Raw genomic sequence first — 19,934 nt, 5'->3', positions numbered from 1 at the left:
CAAAGCAATTACACCTGAGGTGATTGCTTCTCTCACTTCTTACGACTTTATTCTTGAAGCTTTATTTAGCGCAGCTTCATAAAGAAATGGTATTAAAAAGAGCGATCGCTATTGCATAAACTACAACTCAAATTGGGAATACTGAGTAAAGCACAGGTATTTGCTGTGCAAAATCGACTGCTCATTTAGTCGTATACTTGTAATTTTGGCGAACACACAGCTTTCATTAAGTTCTTAATATGAATCACAAATAGAAGGCAATGGACTAGTTACCATCCTTTAATTAAATCTCAAAAACATAAACGGCAGCGAGCTTGCTGCCGGATTAAAAATTTCAAAAAGCTAGATTAAAACACTAGCACTGGTTAGTAAGTAAAAACTAACAAACAGCATCCAATCATACTAATACCCCTTACTCGTTTTTCCATTGCTCACGAGGTGGTAAAGCGTTTCCTCGGTTAGATTGAAACGCGCCTGGAGGAGCATCAATATCAGAACTCAAAGCCTCTCCCGTCTCAGCGTCGATAATCGTTGTAATGGTAGCGCGATCAAAGTGACCAGCGCGGGGAATTGTAAAATCTGTTAATTCCGTAATCAATTCGTACACTAATCGATTGCTGGATATCTCTGGATTTTCCGACTCTATACCAACCACTTTTTTACGGGTGGCTAGATGTTCGCCAAAATGCAGAAGTTTGATGGATTTAATGACAGCTTTTTTGTTGACCCAGGCAAGAATTTTAGCTTGTGGAATCAATTTATCGGCAGTCAACGTACTGTTGTCTCTGAGCCTAATAGTAGTTGGTTTAGGAGTAGTTACAGGTTTAACTGGTTGTGTGGATGGTACGGGTTGAGCTAGTGTGTATCCCACAGGAATCAAAAGTCCTAACAAACCGCCAATTACAAATTTCTTCATGAAACCCCTTGTAATCAATAAACTGCAATTATTAGTTGTGGGTAAAGCTAGCGCTGTTATTCACCCCATCAAAAGGCTGCCAACTTGATGCCATGCCGTTGTAAGTGTCATGGTCAAGGCTAGAAGTACCTCCTTGATACAATGTCCACGTACTAGTTGTTGCAGGCAACGTATACACGCTGTCAATTGTTGTTCCGTTTGTGAAAGTATAAGTGTTGTCACTGGATTCTATGCCGAAGCTTATTGCAACAGCAGAGGAATACTTGCTCGTGTCGCTAGTCACAGAACTAGTTGTAAGATAGTAAGCTACACTACCATCAACCAATGCCCGCCAACGTGTTTGGTTTGACGCAGAAAAATCGCGATCAATTTGATAAGTGTGTGTACCAGTTGGATTAGCACTCCCAACTTTACCTTCATGGTAATGAACTCCATTAGTAGTATCGTAAAAACTGTAAGCAAAGAAATGACCTTTCCAGTTTATATATGCTGAACCTTGTGGGTTATCAGTCAGAATATTGTTAGATACTGCTCCTTTTACTCCTCCTAATTCCAGCCATTCTCCACCGCCACTTGGGCTAGTAGACGGAAAATCTATCCACAATTCTTTTGTAATAAAATAAGATTAGTCAGGTAAATATTAGGTAAACCAAACAAGTTTCTCAAAGCTGTACATATCTCATGTGGTTTAAACTTGTATGCAAATCTTAACACCCATTCAGTCTCAAGTATTACGGTATCTGCAATAAAAATATCTTGAGTCTGGAAAATTTCTCTGCTCTTTTGGAACTGTAATTCATTATCTTGAGTCAAAAATCTAACAATTATATTTGTATCAACCGCAATCATGCCACGATTCCTCTATACCTTGGCGAATTGCATTGTCCATATCCTCAAGAGTTTTAGGTTTTCCTTGATATTTTAAACAACCTGCTACATCATCTAATTTAGTTTCTGGAAAAAGTTTCTTAGGCTTTAAAAGAATTCCATCACCCATATCAATAATAATAAATTCTTGACCTACTTCCCATTGATGAGCTTCCCGCAAAGATTGGGGAATAATTACTTGTCCTTGAGAAGACAATTTTATAATTTCCATTAACTTAAGAAGTAAAAAACTAAGAGTAATATAAAAATTTTAGCATTTTTGATTATCCCCATTCCTCCTCTTCCTCTGTGTTCTCTGCGCCTCTGTGGTTCGTAAAAAAAAGGCGAACCCAAAAGTTCGCCCGTAACATAGTATTATGCTGTTGCTAAATCCAAACTCAAATCTAAATCTTCGCTTCTTCTCTCACCAACTTATCCCAACCCAAATCTTTCAAATTATTATTCCGACGCAACGGACGAGTAACCAACTCTAACATGTCACGCGCATTCGTAAAGCCGTGAATTTGAGCAAAAGTGAACTCTACCGACCACTTTGTATTAATACCGCGTGCTTCCAACGGATTTGCGTGAGCCATACCAGTAATTACCAAATCTGGTTTCAACTCATAAATCCGTTGAAGTTGATTGTAATTATCCGGCTTCTCCACAATCCTTGGCAGGGGTGAATTCATTTCCTGACAAGTTTTCTCCAGCAATGCCAACTCAGCAGCTTGATAGCGCTTATCCATATAAGGAATGCCGATTTCGTGAACAGTCATCCCACAACGGATTAAGAATCTTGCTTGGGAAATCTCCAGCAAGTTATCACCCATGAAGAATACAGATTTACCGCGAATCAGTTTCACGTAATCTTCCAAGCCTGCCCAAATTTGGGCTTCCCGTTCATCCAAACCCTTGGGAGTAATACCGAACACCGAGCAGATTTTCTCAATCCAAGCGCGTGTACCATCGGGACCAATGGGGAAGGGTGCGCCAATGAGTTTACACTTGCGGCGGCGCATTAAGGTGGTGGCTGTGCGGCTGAGGAAGGGGTTGACACCAGCGACATAATACCCTTCTTCCAGTACTGGCAATTCTGTGAAGCGCTTCGCGGGTAGCCAGCCGGAAACTTTGATGCCTTGTTTCTTCAGTTCCAAGGTTAACTGAGTAACTACGGGGTCGGGAAGGGAGCCAAAGAGAACCAAGGGTGGATGATCTACGTACTCAGATTCATCTTGGGCGACATCTTCTTTCTTTTTACCGAAGTTGAGCAATTTAGCGATCGCATTTCGTTCGCTTTTCTCTGTTTCCGCCACCGGAGCCTTATCAGGACAACGGTTAGCCATTGCTGCTAATACGGTGTCTTCCCCTTGGGTGAAGGCGTAATCTAGACCATTTGCCCGCGCTACAACGATGGGAATCCCGATTTCAGATTCCAGTTTTGGTGCTAAACCTTCCAAATCTGTTTTGATAATTTCGGTGGTGCAAGTGCCAATCCAGACAATTACACTAGGATTGCGATCGCGTTTAATTTGCAAGCACAACCGCTTTAACTCTTCATAATCATTGAGCTGTGCCGAAATATCGCCCTCTTCCAACTCTGCCATTGCATAGCGGGGTTCAGCAAAAATCATTACCCCCATCGCATTTTGCAGGAAGTAGCCACAAGTTTTTGTCCCAATCACCAAAAAGAAGCTATCTTCAATTTTTTGGTATAACCACGCCACACAGCTAATTGGGCAAAAGGTATGGTAATTCCCGGTTTCGCATTCAAAGCTTAAAGCTTCTGGTTGTTGAGCGACAGTCATTTTGGTTTTTTCTCCCCTTTATATTTAATGGCAGTTCAACCAATTTCAGATTTTAGATTGATAATTTTGGATTGAAGGCTGGGACAACAAAAATATCCGCTGTCTAACGACAATTTCCCTAATTCCTCATCCAAAACCGTTCGACTGAGCGTAGCCGAAGTCCCAAATCTAAAACTTAAAATTGCGAAGAACGGCAATAATTAAGCGTTGGGGAAGAGACGGGCAATTTCTGATTCATCAAAAACGCCTGCTGGCAGTTCTTCCCCTAAAAAATCGTTATTTTCTTCAGCCTTTTGCAAAGCTGTTTCGTCACCCCAGACATCTGATAACACGTCTTTAAACGCATTCTCATCTAGTGAACTATCTGCAAGCGCCTCATCTTCTTCTTCATCCAGCTTTACTTCTGTTGCAGCTGTTGTATCGAAGGCAATTTCCCCAAACTCATCTGCTTCTAAACTAGAGGTTTGAAGAGACTCATCTTTTGAGTTGTGTCCGTTGGTTAAGGAAATATCGTCAAAGGCATCTTCGGTTTCCTCTAACTCGCTGATTCCCAGGCTTTCATCCTCAGAATCCACTATTGCGAACTCTTCAACTACCGCCACCGCCGCAAAGCCATTTGTATGAGCATGTGTCAATGTTTCATCTTCAGGCTTTTCGTCAATGACAGATGCTGCTTCTTCTACATATCTCTCTACTTCTGGGTTGCCGACAAAGCGATTACCGAGAGCTAAATCTGGGTCAAAATGCAAATCCAGCACTTCAATCAGGGTATCGGCATCAGGATTAAGTTTGGCGAAGGGCAGCATTAACTGCGCTAGTTTTGGCTCTAGGGCGTTAAGAACTCCCAGGATGAGGTAAGAAGGTGGCCGCTTCCCGCCATCAGGGGTGTAGACCGATTCCACTTCCATGTGAAGGGTAATCCAATCTCGATTATTCTGGAAAAATTGCAACCACTTTTGCTTTATTGAATCTGTAAAGCTGTGAAAGAATGCCATGTTATTGTCCCCCATCCTGAGAACTTGATGATTTATACAATCATCAAGTCTAGTTCCTCTTCTGAATTAGGAACCTGGGGTTTACCCGGATTTAGATAAAAATCGGACAACAAAGAGAACAACTCCCGATCTGGTGAATCATTAGGTACAACACCTTCGGGACGCGCTAGAATTTGGTCGGCGATGTTGAGATAGTAGTCGCAAACGTAGTCTAGGGAAGGATCTTGCTCTGCCATTTCAAACAAAGTCTTACCTTTCACACGGGAAACGCGGATATCTTCAATCAAAGGTAAAACTTCCAAAACTGGCATGGGCACTGCTTCTATATATTTTTCAATCAAGTCGCGCTTGGAGGTGCGATTGCCAATTAACCCAGCTAAACGCAGTGGGTGAGTTCTTGCTTTTTCGCGGACTGAAGCAGCGATTCGATTGGCAGCGAATAAAGCATCAAAGCCGTTGTCTGTAACGATCAGGCAGTAATCTGCATAGTTGAGTGGTGCTGCAAAACCACCGCAAACTACGTCACCCAAAACGTCAAAGAGAATTACATCGTATTCATCAAAGGCGTTGAGTTCTTTAAGTAATTTCACGGTTTCACCGACTACGTATCCACCGCATCCAGCACCCGCAGGTGGGCCGCCAGCTTCTACGCAATCAACGCCGCCGTAGCCTTTATAAATCACATCTTCCGGCCAGACATCTTCGTAGTGATAGTCTTTTTCTTGCAGGGTGTCGATAATTGTCGGAATCAAAAACCCAGTCAGGGTAAAGGTACTGTCATGTTTGGGGTCGCAACCAATTTGCAGCACTTTTTTGCCACGTTTAGCTAGGGCGACCGATATGTTACAGCTAGTTGTGGATTTACCGATACCACCTTTTCCGTAGACTGCTAGTTTCACTTTTATTTGCCTCTTATAGCTACTTGTCAAACTTGTGGCTCAAACATTTGCCTTCACCTTTCCTGAGATGGCGATGCGTGAGGTGTGTTGATGTCATTATTGGGCAAATTACATAGAAAAGAAAGTGGCTCCTAATTTGTAAAACGGTCTTATGCGATGAATTAAATCTTAATTAGACCTATTTAGGTTTTTATGAACCTTAAAGACTTTAAAAACTCTCAAAAGACTTAATAAAAAGTTTTTATTACTTATTTTTATAAAAATAGTTACAAAATACAAAAAGCTGAAATCGTCTTTTTTGAATGCTTTTCATAGAATTAGCTGATGGTATTACAACGTGTTTTCAAGGCATTGGGGCGCAGGGTTAAGGGGAAAGAGAGGTATATGCAGCCTGATGCTGGAAATACTACTGGAATTTGCGTTAGCGTAGCTCACCAAAGGTATCGCAGATAAATGGTCACTTTTCAGCCGCTAGTCACAACCATTTAATTGCTGCTTGAGAGTAAGTTAGTGTGATTTTGTAAAAATTTATTAAATTACCAGATATTCTCTAAGATTATTAAAATATTTCGGCTGCCACCTGTGAAGAAGGCAGCAGCAGACTAATGGGCATTCCCAGTCGGAGACTCAGAACGAAGCAAATCAGGACACCTCAGTTTCAAGTCCGTGGATTTCCTGTAATGTTTGCCAACCAGCTTGCCACTGGGAGCTATCTTGCAATAATTTGGCATTTATCCAAAAACGGACTTTCGGATCGCAAGCAGAAACCATTTCGGCATAAACCCACTTAGCCTGATTTTTACGGTTCACAACTTGGAAGTGCCGCCAGCCATCGACTTTTTTCTGTGCAGTCCATTTAGAACCAACTAGATAAGGAAATTTCTGTTTTTTAGTCATTTGTCATTTGTCATTTGTCATTAGTTATTCTTTCTTCCCCTGCTCCTTCATCTCCCCCAGTTCCCAATCCCTAGCTAAAATGTCACCAAATCGCCGTTACGGGTAAACTTTTGGCAATCCAACTGATTATCTTGCTGGACACATAGCGAAAACCATCTGATATGACTCCAGCAGGTGTTGATGTTGTTGGTAATTTTGCGCTTTTTCTTGGAAAGGCGTTGCCTTACGACTTCATTAGGGCAAAGAATTTCTAACGTGCCCGTACCATCTTCATAATTGATGATACGAAATAGACAGTCTTGCAACATGGCACGGCTGCTGCTGTCAAAGAACCGCTTAAATCGCTGTAGCTTTTCCCCTTCGCTCATTTGGCTGATGGGTTTTATTTTCAAGAAATCTTCATCCTCAAAGTCAAAGTCATCATCTTCAAAGTCGTAGGGGTCAATCATTTTCCATTGGTGTCAACTTAACGTGAAACCGCTCGTCCGCCGGGAATTGAAATTCCCGTCTCATAGCTAAAGTCATCTTTAGATGACTAAAATATTGCCAAAAATCTCCAGTCTACTGAAGTAGACTTAAGCTATTAGCCCGAAAATAAATTTTCGGGCGGGCATGGAAGCCAACAGATAAGCTATTTCCAGCTTAAGTTGACACCTATGATCATTTTCAGCATTCACTAGGCGACCTGAGATTATGTTAACTCTGTGTGAGGGCAGGAGGCTGTTAAGCATATAAGAAAGCACATTGAGACCGCAGGCTTGCCGTGAGCGTAGCCGAACGGGAGCAAGGGGGAGAGGGTTTGCAGCTTTTATTACTATGAAAATAGTGCAATTTAAAGGACGATTAGCTTAGAGGCATAATTTGAGGCAAAGAATTTCAAAGTGGAAATATAACAACACTTGCAATCTTGCCAATCTTTAATGCTGATGGTGAAAAAACTTATCGTGCTTGTGAAATAATACGTCCTTATCAAATCCCCTAAATTTATGCGGGATTATCTTTTTACTCTTTACTTCTTAAAGTATAGCAGTTCCGTACTTAGTGAGGTACGTTTTCAAAGGTACTAACCTTAATAAAAAAGATTTGGGTGTAACCTGCTGCTTAGGAAATGCTATAAGTTATTTAAATATTAAATATAACAAGCTAACTTTTTAGATTTTATAGACAAGTATAAAGAAGTGCTAGAATACTTATTACAAGTACTGAATCGTACATAAAGTTTGAACTTGCCGCAGCACTACAGCTACTAGATATAAAAAAACTTTCTATAAAATTAAATATGAAGTCATAAAAGATACTTTTGATTTCAGATTCTACTGAGGATAATACAATCACAGGATATTGGCTGAAGATGCTTGAAATGAAATCATTAGTATTTAAAAATAGCAAAAATAGCTAACTTACTTTCTAAGTAGTTCCGAAACTGGATGTTGCAATAATGTCAAATTGAATAATTCTTATTTGATGTGTGTAAGCTTCTATGGTAAAGCGATCGCTCGAAGCATCCCTCGCCGGGATTGAACAAGCTAAAAAAGCGTTCGCTCATAAAGGGTGGACACAAGACAATTTGGCTTTTGAAGTTAACTTAAAGACTCGCCAACCAATTTGGCGATTTTTTACTGGGCGTCCCGTAGAGCGTCATATCTTTATAAAAATTTGTTCTGTGTTGTCGTTGAATTGGCGCGAGATTGCGGCTAATCCTCCAGAAGAATTATCTGAATCAAAAGAACTTGGTGCTGCTGAATTTTTAGATATTGATGCTCTAGTACAAGAAGTGCGATCGCAACGCTTCGACAAAATTCAACACCAGTGCGGCACTTTGCAGCTATTAGATGTTACTCGCCCGGTTAGAATCGACGATATTTACATTGATGTCAACATTTTGGAGGAAATTGCCAGCCTTCAGTGGTTAGAGTTTGCTGATTTGCAAAACTTTACATCAAAAGAATTCGATCGCTTTGGTTTAGGTGAAGTATCCCAAACACAAATCGCGGGGATCGCAGCAGTTCAAACTTACTCAAAGCTGCGGGTGTTGGGTAAACCGGGAGCAGGTAAAACCACTTTTTTACAACATCTGGCAATTCAATGCAACCGAGGGAGATTTGCAGAAAATCGGGTTCCTATTTTTGTCACCTTAAGAGATTTTGCCGACGAAACGAGAGTTGCAGGAGAGTTCCATTTACTCAACTATATTTGCAAAGAATTCTTTACCTGTGGAATTTCAAATCCATCTGTGCTGGAAACTTTGTTGTTGTCAGGTAGAGTATTGCTGTTGCTAGATGGATTAGATGAAGTACTCCATGAACAGAGTAGGGGTATCGTCAATGAGATTCGCAGACTATCTGAAAAGTATCAAAAGAATATGTTTGTCGTCACCTGCCGCACGGCAGCTAAAGCTTTGAACCTCAGACGCTTTACAGATGTTGAAATTGCCCCTTTTAGTCAAGATCAAATTGTTACCTTTGCTCAAAAGTGGTTTACAGCAGTTACGAAAACCAACATTCAGGATAAACAAGAACAGGCATTTGAGTTTATTGAGAAACTAGATTTACCCGAAAATTTACAATTTCAAAGACTTGCTGTCACTCCGTTGTTTTTGCATCTTGCCTGCTGGGTTTTTCATCATCAGAACAAATTTCCAACTCAAAAAGCTGCGTTTTATAAGCAGTGTTTAGACCTGCTCTTGGGCAAATGGGACGAAACTAAAGCAATTGAGCGGGATGAAGTGTACGAAGGTTTTTTATTACCACAAAAACTTAAGTTGCTGAGTCAAGTTGCTAGCGCGACATTTGAGCAGGGTAATTACTTTTTTGAACAACGGATTGTTGAGCAATACATTAGCGATTATATCGGTGATTTGCCGAATGCTTCCACAGAACCAGAGGAATTGGAATTAGATAGTAAAGGGGTACTTCAGGCGATAGAATTGCAACATGGATTACTAGCAGAACGAGTGCGGGGGATTTTCTCTTTCTCTTATTTGACGTTTCAAGAATACCTGACTGCTCGAAAAATCGTTGCTAGTTATAATTTACAAGCATTAAAACAACCGTTAGAACGTCTGGTGACTCATATTACTGAACCCAGGTGGCGTGAAATCTTTTTGTTAACGGTTGCTATGCTGCGGAATGCAGATTTTTTGATGCAGTTGATGAAGCAAGAAGTTGATGCGCTAGCGGCTCAAGATCCATATTTGCAAAAATTTTTAACTTGGACAAGTCAAAAGTCTCTCGCTGCTCCTGTGCCTGCTGCAATTCGAGCGTTTTATCTTGCCCTGACTAGGACTCCTCAGCTTACCCAGTACTTTGCCCTTGTCTACATCTTCGATCGAGATATTTTTTTGGATGCGGCATTAGATAACCTAGTAATGGAATGCACTATTGCCGATGTCTATGGGTGCAACGATGCTCTGAGTAGTGCTTTAGCAATTGTTCAAGATGCTGGCTTACATCAAGCTTTACAAGAACTTAAAGACCTACTGCCCGATCCAGAACAAAGTAGAGAAAGCATTCAAACATGGTGGCAAACAAGTTATCCTGCTTGGATGGAACAGTTAAAAACTGCGATCGCCAAGCATCGAAACATTGAGCATCACTGGCACTTCAGCCCACAGCAACAACAAGTATTACAACAATATTACAATGCCAATCAGTTGCTTATCGATTGCCTTAATAGCAACTGTGAGATCACAGATATTGTGCGCCAGGAGATTGAAGCCAGTTTATTGCCGATAGAAGAACTCTCCAAGTGGGAATGGCAGGGGGCAGGGGAGCAAGGGGGCAGGAGGCAGAAGGCAAGAGGCAGGAGGCAGGAGGCAGGAGGCAGGAGGCAGGGGGCAGGGGAGGCAGGGGAAGCAGGGAGAGAGAAAAATGCTTAACCCAAGCGTAAGAATTCAGGAGCAAAGCCGGAGACGCTCCGCCTCCGGTCAGAATGGGCTACGCTGCACTAACAGTAAAACAAGCTTTGTACCTTCAGGCTAGCTTGTGTATTTCATCAACTTGAAATCTGCTGTAAGTCCTCATCTACAGACGGATAACTAGTGCAGGTATAGCAGTTGCCAGGTAGATTAGGACATAACGACAAGCGTAAATCTCAGAAATAGCAAGGTTTTTATCTCCTGCCTCCTGCCTTCTGCCTCCTGCCTTCTGCCTCCTGCCTCCTGCTATACATCAATCGCTAAAAGTAAACAGTCATTTACCATTGGTTTGTCAAAAAAATTGACACAAGTAATTATTTTGTAATACAGTATATTACAATAGTAATGAGTTAAATTAAAAAGACTTCCTCACCAGTACAGTGGAAATTAAATTACCATTTGCACGCAATTAGTTGATATTACGATAAAAAATTTTCAAAACTTCCTACTTAACACAAAATAACTTAATTAACGCTGCATAACCGATAAATATGGATTTTGACTATTTTAGAAGCAATGAAGGCACTCCTACAAATAATACTCGGCAAAGCTTACTTGCTTGCGGTTGGCGACCGTTTAATCGAGAATTAGACTGGGGGTTTTTGTGGCAACTGTTGTACAGTGACTCCCGCGAATTAAGTCAAAAAAGTTTGAATTTGGCGAGTAATATTGCCGATCTTTTAGGACGAAATAATTATGCTTGGTGGGCTAATTTATTAAGTGTTGTATCTGATAATACCCGCTACGAAGTTGAAAAGTTTTGGAATTACATTACGCCAGATCCTCAATCACCAGATCATCGCTATAAAGATGTTTTGAGTACGGAAACACCTATTGTTCAATTTGTCAGTCGTAGTAGCATTCCTATTGATTATGTTCTGAATCGACTGCAAGAAATTACTGTACTGCGAGTTTTAGGTGTATTGGGTAATCCCGATATTATTACTCAGTATTACTCAGAAAGAGATTTTTACTTTCCTATAGATAAATTTGTTAGCTGGGAACGCTTAGACGTTATTAATACTGTTTACGCTTACTGGTCTAAATATGACATTTGGTTGCAAATCGATCCCTACGATCGCGGCCGACGACAATACACTTTAATGGCGAAAAATCTCGCGCCACTAATTAACAAAGCAACTTACGACCTAGCAGTGATGCTGAGTGGATATCAAAGTCGTGTAGGCAAAGTTCATAGTCAATTTAACATTCGGACATTTCCCGCAGATATCCAAAACTTTACTGATTCTGTACAGCAAGCGATTTTAAATCAAAACCAGTTAGCGGTTGTTGTACATGGGCAACCAGGGACTGGTAAAACAGTCTGGACACAGGCAGTAGCAAAAGAAATTCTTGTACCTTTAGGGTATGTCATTTTTATTTTAGATCATGATGCGATCGCCAATTTTGTCCCACCAACTTACATAGAGCGTATTTGTATTGTTATTAACGAAGCTGATAATTTAGCGCAAAATCGTGCTTCGGAGGTAGCGCAATACAATAACAAAACCGAACACATTCTGAGTTTGCTAGATGGCACTTTGTATCAAAGTGTAATTGATGACTCTGGTATTCAGATGCAGCAACGGTTAGTTATTTTGATGACTTGTAACACTACTGAAAGATTAGATCCAGCCATGTTACGTAAAGGTAGGGTGGATTTAATATATGAGTTTACACAACTATTCGTATAAAATCTACTTTCACCACAGTCTCACCTGTTTTTGCGATACAAGCTGATGCTCTTTGCGCCAAGCTTGGGGAGGTAAACCGTGATGTTGGCGAAACTGGCGGGAGAAATGAGACACATCCTGATAGCCCAATGTTTTCGCTATCTTCTCGACTGTCTCATTATTATTTTGGAGTAAAAAACAAGCTTCCGCCATCCGGCGTTTGACAATCCAGCAGTTTACAGTCTCTCCACTTGTCTCCTTTACTCGGTTAGTTAAGTAAGCTGATGAGTAACCAACAGCAACAGCCACATCACACAAAGTAATTCCTTGATGATAATGGGCTTCGATAAAGTCGAAAACTTCTTTTAATTGCGGAATGCAGGGAAAGATTGACTTAGGACGAATGTTGGCTTCTTTTTCAGAGGCGATGGCAACACCGACTGCGATCGCTGTAGTATCATCTGTAAATACTGATTTTGGAGTTTTCTCAGATTTCATAGAACACCAGTATTGCAGAGTCGCTTGCTTTTGCAAGCGAGTAGCGATCGCTCTGAGCAATTCATCTAGTGTCGAAGGTTTGGTAAGATAATCATCTGCTCCCAATTCCATAGCTTTGCGAACATCTGCTTTAGTACTACTGCCAGTCAGAAAAATGAAAGGAATAATTGCTGTCAGAGGATCTTGGCGTAGGGTGTTTAAAACGCTATAACCATCCATATCGGGCATCGTGATATCGCAAATAACTAAGTCGGGTACATCTTTTTGTGCTTGTTGGATACCAACACGACCGTTTTGAGCGCCTATCATATCAAAACCTTTAGCCTCAAGACCCTTCAAATAAAGATTGCGGGTAACGCTATCATCTTCAATAACGAGAATTTTCTTTGACGATTCGTACATAATTTTCTATTACAATTAATTGTTGCAGAAGCTAATTACTAGACTCTTTGGTGAGTATCTAAATAGGAATGAAATTAATTAACTCGTTCCGAGAGTTATGATTGTTAAATTTTTAATTAACAATTATCTTTATATCAACACTCATAACTCGGAACAGGTCAATTCTGATTTGATTAATGGCAGCATTACAGTAAACGTAGTGCCGACATCAACTTCACTTTCTACAGAAACTTGACCATGATGTAAATCCACAAGAGTTTTAAGAATCGATAGTCCTAGTCCAGTACCAGGTATATGATCGATATTACTACCACGGTAAAATGGCTCAAATATTCGTTGTCGATCTACTACTGAAATACCGATCCCTCTATCTTTTACTTGGAAAATTATTTTTTCATTTTGGCAAGATAGTTCTAAATTAATTGTCGGATTCGAGGGAGAATACTTAATGGCGTTATCAAGCAAGTTCTTCAAAATCGGCTCTAGCAATTTTTTATCTATATAGGCTGTTAGAGTTTTATCTTGACTGACAAAATTGATTGATTTTTTGCTAACAATCATCTGCATTTGTGCAACTAAATCTTGACAAAACTGAACTAACTCAAGCGGCTTTGGTTCAAAGTTTAATTTTGCCGATTCTGCCTTAGAAAAGAACAAAATATCATCCAACATTAGACTCAATTGTTCGGTGGCTTTTTGAATGTGATCGAGTAATGGTTGGATTTTTTTCTGTGTACGTTTGTCTACTTCTTCTTTAAGCAAACTATTAGAAAATGAAACAATATTCAGCGGAGTTCGGAATTGATGGCAAACCATAGCAAGAAAACGCGCTCTAAGTTCGCTAAGTTGTTTGGCTTGTTCTAAAGCTTGGTTAAGACTTAATTCTGCATATTTGTAATCGGTAATATCGATACCTGCAATCAGTTCGACTGGCTTTCCCCCAAAATCAAGCCCCCCATCAAGCTTGGCAACTGCACAAGCTAGCCAGCGCTCCGTGCCGTTTTTTGTTAAAATATTCATCTCTTGGTATTCAAAGTTAGCGGCTTCATCCGGGTTACGTACTTGCCTGCGTTTTTTGCTCTTAATCAGTCGGCGAAGATCAAAACCTGTTAGTAGCTCTTCTTTTGTATAGCCAGTGAGTTGTTCTACTGCCGGATTTACATAGCAAAGCCGCTTACCTTGAATCAGAAAAGTGCCGGCATCTGTCGTTTCTGCTAAAGTCCGAAATCTAGTTGCGTTCAGTCGTAATGCTTCTTCAGTCTGTTTTGATTCAGTAATGTCCCAAATACTCCACACTCTCCCAATAATTTTGCCCTCAAGTAATTGAGGTTTAGAATAGTGTGCAAAAACTCTTCCATCTTTTAACTCTAGAATGTCGTAGCTCTCGAAATCAGATTGGCTAGACACTTCCCAAATCAGCCGACTAAAGGCTTGTGGATCTTTAAGTTGGTTCTCAAAAAATGCTTTGCATCGAGGACATTTCTTAGATAATATTAGAGATTCGGGGATCTGCCACATCTCCACAAATTTCTCATTCAAGCTTAGAATATCTCCCTCAAAGTTAACTGCAACAATACCAATGGCAGTAGACTCAAGAGTAGAACGAAGTAAAGAAAGAGATGTTTCTAGTTCTACTTCTTTGTCTTTGAGTTGAGAAAATTCTTGTTGCAAATTATCTTTAGCATCTCTTAATCCATCAGTCCACTTTTTGACGCTCAATTCTACTATTTCATCAATATTCTCACGAGCAAAGGCACAGCCAAATTCCATATCTTGGTGTTTTACATAGTTCATGGATATTTCTACCAGAAATATCCGACCTCCTTTTGTCCGATAGCGAGATTTAAAGGCAAGGGAACCCTGTGAGCTAATATCTGACCAATTGTGCAGAGCAAAATCTACATCTATATCATGCAGACTCATAGAAAGTAATTCCTCACGGGAATACTCGGTCATCAGGCAAGTGGCATCGTTGACGTAAAGAAACTGCGCGTTTGCTCCTAAACAGAAGGCAGCATCTACAGCATGATTTATTAGAAAGTGAGCAAACTTCATCTCTATTTCTGGTTGTAGTGCCCATTGATTATTCGATCTAGCTAATGTATATTCGCCAGAATTCATATTCATACTTCCCCCTCGTAATCAATCAGCACCATGTCCATTAAAGAGCTAATAGCCATAACTTACTAAAATCTTTGGTGTACTGTTCGGCTGTTAAAAAATAAAATTAGTTAGAACTTAAAAAATATTACTAATTAACTTAACAAAACTTATCATACCAAGAAAATCTCAATTGTTAAACAAAATCTTCCTAAAAAAACTAAATATTTTAAAAAATCTTCTTGGCTTAAACAGCTTTTTATAGTAAAACAAAATTTAGGCAAATCAAATCTAGATTAGCCAATCGACCTTATAGATTAAGAGTTTTGAACTCTTATCTAATCAGTAGAAAAAATATTTTAAATTTCAACTCGCTCTGCACCAGAACTAATTCATAGACATCTCCACAAATTAATTATGCGTTATCAAGAACTCTTGTAAAGACTTAGCAGTACTACGTCTTTGCAAGAGTTCACCAACCTGAAATTCCTGGGTTTCCACTGGGGAAAGACTAAAGTAGAAAAAATTTTATCCTTTAACATTTTCCCTACCGAGGACTTTAGCGAACTACTCGTGTAGAGTCGTTTGATTTTCAACATAAATGAATTTGCAGTGCTGAACCTGGCTTGAATCAATAAACTTCAACTCATCAACTTATTTTCTTAATTTATCTTAACTTACTCTCTCAGGGATTTAACTATAGAAGAATATGCTTAGTCATCTGTCTTAAGAAGTACATCTGTATCAAAAGGATACGTATATTTTTAGGTATATTCTTGTGTTTGTTTTATCATTAAAGAACACTAGATTTTTATACTAAATATATACCCGTAGTTAATATGTACTAAAATATACTTTTAATTTATTTACACACTGAACACTTTGTCATCTCTCAAAGGAACTATAAAAAGTTAAAAAATAATGTCTTTATCGTTACAAATAATTGACTCAAAGAGTTTTTGCTGGCAATATAAAGACCGTTAAATCGCCTCATGCTTAATTCAGATAAAAAGTTGTGTAAGTTCTAAAGCAAAAGAATTGACACCCACATCAAAAAATTTCCTATTGCAAATTTGGTAATGTGCCAATTCTGCGATGCCTACGGCGGGCTACGCCTACGCAGAATATCAATCTTTCAAAGTGACTAAGTTGCGATGTCACAATCACGGAAAAAGCGAAAGAATTGACACATACACCAAAAGATTTTTCATTGCAAATTAGGTTTTTATTGTAGCGGACAAGAAACTCACCAAGCTTTTATTAATCAGATCGGTGCTATTAAAGCGATCTATATGAATTTTTGTAAAGATTATGAGACACGCTTAACTTCGGGTTAATTACCAGTTTCTACACCTTTACACAACTTACTTTTTTCTCGCTGATGTACTTAAAATACTGTAGTCATCATATAGAAGCGAAAAATTTGACATCCTTACCAAAGGATTTTTGATTGTACAACAGTCTTCATCTCCTTTATTCTGGTCACAAGAAGCACAGCCTCAACTGTTGTATGCTTTTAAAATTTTTGGTACTGCGCTCACAAGCATCAATCAGCAGCGATCGGCTATTTTTAATCTCGACCAAGCTAGATCATCGCTGCAAGAAACAACAGAGTTGTTTGTAATAAATATTTCTAGCGCTGTGATTGTAAACTAAAAAGCCTTTGTGTAACTTTCTAAAATTACGTGAAACCAATGAGTCAAAATTATACTGGTTCAAATCCTCTCATCACCACTGAGCCATACAAGGAACTTCCAGCAAACAGATATGTAGAATCTGTGACTGACTCCCGTCAGCTTGATGAATCGGAGAATAATGAGGGAATTCAGCCTTTTTTAAACGATGAAATAGCTCCAACACTCTCAGTTGCCGATGCGATCGCTCAAATGTTGGAAAATTTGGGAGTAAACTACGCTTTTGGTGTCGCTGGTGGTGCGATGGCAAGCCTTTGGGGTGCGCTATCTAATAGCAGCATAGAGGTGTTGAACTTCCGCCATGAAGCAGGAGCAGCCTTTGCAGCGACCGAAGCTTACTTTGCCAATAATCGCCCCACCGTAGTTTTTACCACAGCAGGGCCGGGGATCACTAACGCCCTCACTGGGTTATTTGCGGCTCGTGGTGAAGGTGCAAAGGTAATTTTACTATCAGCTTGCACCTCCGCACCGCAGCGTGGACGTTGGGCTATTCAAGAAACCAGCACTTATACATTGCCAACTGGAGGGATTTTTACCCCAGGAGCGTTATTCAACTATGCGATTACGATTGAATCTGCGGCTCAATTACCGCAGATTTTTCGTAAACTTGCATTAGCGATGGCGCAACCAGGCGGATTTGTGGCCCATTTGAGCATTCCCACCGGTGTACAGACAAGTTTAGTTGAGAATATAGCTTTACCCCAGCTAGATATTACTCCGTTTCCGATGACAGCTTCCAAAGAAGCGATCGCTAAATCTGTAGAGTTATTATCATCTGGCCCCTTTGCTATCTGGGTTGGTTTCGGTGCGCGTGACGCAGCAGAGGAAATCCTTGAACTCGCTGAAAAAACCGGAGCCGCCGTTATGTGTTCGCCTCGTGGTAAAGGTATCTTCCCTGAAGATCATCCCCAATTTGTGGGTGTCACAGGTTTAGGCGGTCATGCTTCGGTCTTAACTTATATGGAAGAACAACCTCCACTACGCACACTCGTGTTAGGAACCCGTCTTGGCGAACCGACTTCTTTCTGGAGTTCGGCGCTAGTTCCACAAGGAGGTTTTGTCCATGTTGATATTGACCCAGAAGTGCCAGGTGTAGCCTATCCCCACATTGAAACTTTCGGAGTTCGCTCTGACATCAAAGCTTTTGTGAAAGAGTTGTTGCAGCAATTACCGGATGCTTCTGATTCCACAATGTCGCTACCTCGTCCAGAACACAAAGCAATTGAACCTGCTACAGAGGTAGATTATCCAGTGCGGCCAGAAGTATTGATGGCAGCAATTCAAAAGATCGTTGTTGAAGATACCGATGCCATAGTCATGGCGGAGTGTGGTAACTCGTTTACTTGGTCAACTCATCTACTCCAATTTTCCGAAGCCAATCGTTACCGAGTCAGCACCGGAGTCGGAGCAATGGGCCACGCCGTCACCGGAGTATTGGGTGCAGCGCTAGCGAGCAATAGCAAAGCTGTAGGGATTGTTGGCGATGGAGCAATGCTGATGAATAACGAAATCAGCACAGCCGTAAAATACAAAATTCCCGCAATCTGGATTGTACTTAACGATGCGCGTTACAACATGTGCCATCAAGGGATGAAAATCTTGGGGTTAAAGGGTGCGGATGCAACACTTCCACCGACAAACTTTGCGATGATTGCTCGTGGGATGGGAGCAGAAGCGATCGTCGTCGTCAGAGAGTCGGATATTGAAGCGGCATTAGAACAAGCGATCGCATCAAATGTTCCTTTTCTCATTGATGTAGTGATTGACGCCGATCGCCCAGCACCTTCTGGTGGACGCAATAAGAGTTTGGCAGCACAAGGAGTTAAATCAAGTGCCGCGAAAAATCCAGCCAACCAGGTTTCATTTCCAATGGTTTGATTTTAAAATGCCATCTCATTCAATTGTTATAGACACTAAAACACTGCAACAAAGCGGAATTTACAACGCAGCTTGGATTAGTTTATTCAGTAAAAGAGAAAGGATGAGTTTAGAAGCGACAAAAGCTTGGTTTTAGTCAGAAACTACACTCAAAAAGCTGGAATCTAAAACTTTTTTTTAAGCCTTAAGTCTTTTCTTTACTCCATCTAATCTTAAGGTTCTAGAGTAGTTTTGTGTCTATATATTTACATTTTGTAATGTTCATTACTTTCTCTAAACAATTCCAACCAATATCAAGAGGACAAAATGCTGCTATTTGAAACTGTTAGAGAAATGGGTCACGAACAAGTTCTATTTTGTCATGGTAAAAATCCAGAAATTAAGGCAATTATTGCTATCCATGACACCAGCTTGGGCCCAGCGATGGGAGCGACAAGACTCATGCCTTATATTAACGAAGAAGCTGCTTTAAAAGATGCACTTCGTCTGAGTCGTGGGATGACATATAAAGCCGCCTGTGCCAATATTCCGGCTGGTGGAGGTAAAGCAGTAATTATCGCTAATCCTGAAAATAAGACAGACGATCTGTTGAGAGCTTACGGACGTTTTGTTGATAGTTTGAATGGGCGTTTTATTACCGGACAAGATGTCAATATTACTCCTGACGATGTACGGACAATTAGTCAAGAAACGAAATATGTTGTTGGGGTATCAGAAAAGTCCGGCGGGCCTGCTCCCATAACATCACTAGGAGTTTTTCTCGGAATTCAAGCTGCTGTAAAATCTCGTTGGCAGACCAAAAGACTTGATGGGATGAAAGTTGCAGTTCAAGGCTTAGGAAATGTCGGAAAAAATCTATGTCGTCACTTACATGAGCATAATGTGCAGCTTTTTGTTAGCGATGTAGATCCAGTAAAAGCGGAAGAGGTGAAACGGCTTTTTGGCGCAACTATTGTAGAACCAAACGAAATTTATGCTCTTGATGTAGATATTTTTTCCCCTTGTGCTTTGGGAGGAATTCTTAATAGTCATACAATTCCTTTCTTGCAAGCTTCGATTATTGCTGGTGCAGCTAATAATCAATTAGATAATGAGCAATTACATAGTCAAATGCTTGCCAAGAAAGGGATACTTTACAGCCCTGATTATGTAATTAATGCTGGAGGATTAATTAATGTTTACAACGAAATGATTGGTTATGACGAAGAAAAAGCTTTCAAGCAAGTGCATAACATTTATGACACGCTATTAGCAATTTTTGAGATTGCTAAAGAGCAAGGAGTTACTACTAACGATGCTGCCAGACGATTAGCAGAAGACCGGATCAACAATAGTAAGCGAACTAAGACTAAAGCGATCGCAGCTTAATTTTTATTATCTTCAGGAGTGAG

The 19,934-nt window shown here is 40.3% G+C and carries 16 protein-coding genes; 5 read left to right on the top strand and 11 right to left on the bottom strand.

Annotated features, from left to right (window positions below):
• Positions 1–412 precede the first annotated feature (412 nt).
• From V7K45_RS01025 to V7K45_RS00985, 9 genes are all read right to left on the bottom strand, one after another.
• Positions 413–916: a hypothetical protein gene (locus V7K45_RS01025; RefSeq protein ID WP_334999539.1), complete on the bottom strand. Its 504-nt coding sequence runs from the start codon at positions 914–916 to the stop codon at positions 413–415.
• Positions 917–947: 31 nt separating this feature from the next.
• On the bottom strand, positions 948–1,520 hold the full coding sequence (locus V7K45_RS01020) for a hypothetical protein (RefSeq protein WP_334999537.1): 573 nt from the start codon (positions 1,518–1,520) through the stop codon (positions 948–950).
• A complete protein-coding gene (locus tag V7K45_RS01015) occupies positions 1,511–1,765 on the bottom strand; it encodes a PIN domain-containing protein (protein WP_334999535.1) in 255 nt (84 codons plus the stop codon). The genes V7K45_RS01020 and V7K45_RS01015 overlap by 10 nt, the downstream gene beginning before the upstream one ends.
• The gene (locus V7K45_RS01010; RefSeq protein ID WP_334999533.1) at positions 1,752–2,015 is read right to left on the bottom strand and encodes an AbrB/MazE/SpoVT family DNA-binding domain-containing protein; all 264 of its coding nucleotides are present in this window, start codon (positions 2,013–2,015) and stop codon (positions 1,752–1,754) included. The genes V7K45_RS01015 and V7K45_RS01010 overlap by 14 nt, the downstream gene beginning before the upstream one ends.
• A 172-nt stretch (positions 2,016–2,187) precedes the next feature.
• On the bottom strand, positions 2,188–3,591 hold the full coding sequence (locus V7K45_RS01005; protein ID WP_334999531.1) for a ferredoxin:protochlorophyllide reductase (ATP-dependent) subunit N: 1,404 nt from the start codon (positions 3,589–3,591) through the stop codon (positions 2,188–2,190).
• Positions 3,592–3,791: 200 nt separating this feature from the next.
• A complete protein-coding gene (locus V7K45_RS01000) occupies positions 3,792–4,586 on the bottom strand; it encodes a DUF5331 domain-containing protein (protein WP_334999529.1) in 795 nt (264 codons plus the stop codon).
• Between the two features lie 32 nt (positions 4,587–4,618).
• Positions 4,619–5,485 carry a ferredoxin:protochlorophyllide reductase (ATP-dependent) iron-sulfur ATP-binding protein gene (gene bchL / locus V7K45_RS00995; RefSeq protein WP_292774821.1) on the bottom strand — a complete coding sequence of 289 codons (867 nt, stop codon included), beginning with the start codon at positions 5,483–5,485 and terminating at the stop codon, positions 4,619–4,621.
• A gap of 642 nt (positions 5,486–6,127) precedes the next feature.
• Complete coding sequence (locus V7K45_RS00990; RefSeq protein WP_190728877.1) at positions 6,128–6,382, bottom strand: TIGR02450 family Trp-rich protein; 255 nt, start codon at positions 6,380–6,382, stop codon at positions 6,128–6,130.
• Positions 6,383–6,456: 74 nt separating this feature from the next.
• Entirely contained in the window at positions 6,457–6,831 is a 375-nt protein-coding gene (locus V7K45_RS00985; protein WP_334999525.1) for a hypothetical protein, read from the bottom strand.
• 1,031 nt (positions 6,832–7,862) lie between these two features.
• On the opposite strand from V7K45_RS00985, the gene V7K45_RS00980 reads away from it, so the two are divergent.
• Together V7K45_RS00980 and V7K45_RS00975 are read left to right on the top strand one after the other, a co-directional pair.
• Complete coding sequence (locus tag V7K45_RS00980; RefSeq protein ID WP_334999523.1) at positions 7,863–10,259, top strand: NACHT domain-containing protein; 2,397 nt, start codon at positions 7,863–7,865, stop codon at positions 10,257–10,259.
• A 530-nt stretch (positions 10,260–10,789) separates the two neighbouring features.
• Positions 10,790–11,992 (top strand): AAA family ATPase, encoded by a 1,203-nt coding sequence (locus V7K45_RS00975; protein WP_334999521.1) that lies wholly within the window; start codon positions 10,790–10,792, stop codon positions 11,990–11,992.
• Between the two features lie 9 nt (positions 11,993–12,001).
• Here V7K45_RS00975 and V7K45_RS00970 read toward each other — a convergent pair whose 3' ends face one another.
• Both V7K45_RS00970 and V7K45_RS00965 read right to left on the bottom strand, forming a co-directional pair.
• The gene (locus tag V7K45_RS00970) at positions 12,002–12,871 is read right to left on the bottom strand and encodes a response regulator transcription factor (protein WP_334999519.1); all 870 of its coding nucleotides are present in this window, start codon (positions 12,869–12,871) and stop codon (positions 12,002–12,004) included.
• Positions 12,872–13,012: 141 nt separating this feature from the next.
• Positions 13,013–14,992, bottom strand: coding sequence for a scytonemin biosynthesis sensor histidine kinase (locus V7K45_RS00965; RefSeq protein WP_334999541.1), 1,980 nt, complete (start codon positions 14,990–14,992; stop codon positions 13,013–13,015).
• 1,425 nt (positions 14,993–16,417) lie between these two features.
• On the opposite strand from V7K45_RS00965, the gene V7K45_RS00960 reads away from it, so the two are divergent.
• The 3 genes from V7K45_RS00960 (at position 16,418) to scyB (ending at position 19,911) form a co-directional block, all read left to right on the top strand.
• Complete coding sequence (locus tag V7K45_RS00960) at positions 16,418–16,627, top strand: hypothetical protein (protein ID WP_334999517.1); 210 nt, start codon at positions 16,418–16,420, stop codon at positions 16,625–16,627.
• Positions 16,628–16,665: 38 nt separating this feature from the next.
• Complete coding sequence (scyA, locus tag V7K45_RS00955; protein WP_334999515.1) at positions 16,666–18,543, top strand: scytonemin biosynthesis protein ScyA; 1,878 nt, start codon at positions 16,666–16,668, stop codon at positions 18,541–18,543.
• Positions 18,544–18,849: 306 nt separating this feature from the next.
• Positions 18,850–19,911, top strand: coding sequence for a tryptophan dehydrogenase ScyB (scyB, locus tag V7K45_RS00950; RefSeq protein WP_334999513.1), 1,062 nt, complete (start codon positions 18,850–18,852; stop codon positions 19,909–19,911).
• The last annotated feature ends 23 nt before the right edge of the window (positions 19,912–19,934 follow it).

It is taken from the genome of Nostoc sp. (assembly GCF_036917375.1).
In the GTDB taxonomy this organism is placed as follows: Bacteria; Cyanobacteriota; Cyanobacteriia; order Cyanobacteriales; family Nostocaceae; genus Nostoc.
This window is presented reverse-complemented; position numbering and strand designations above follow the sequence as displayed.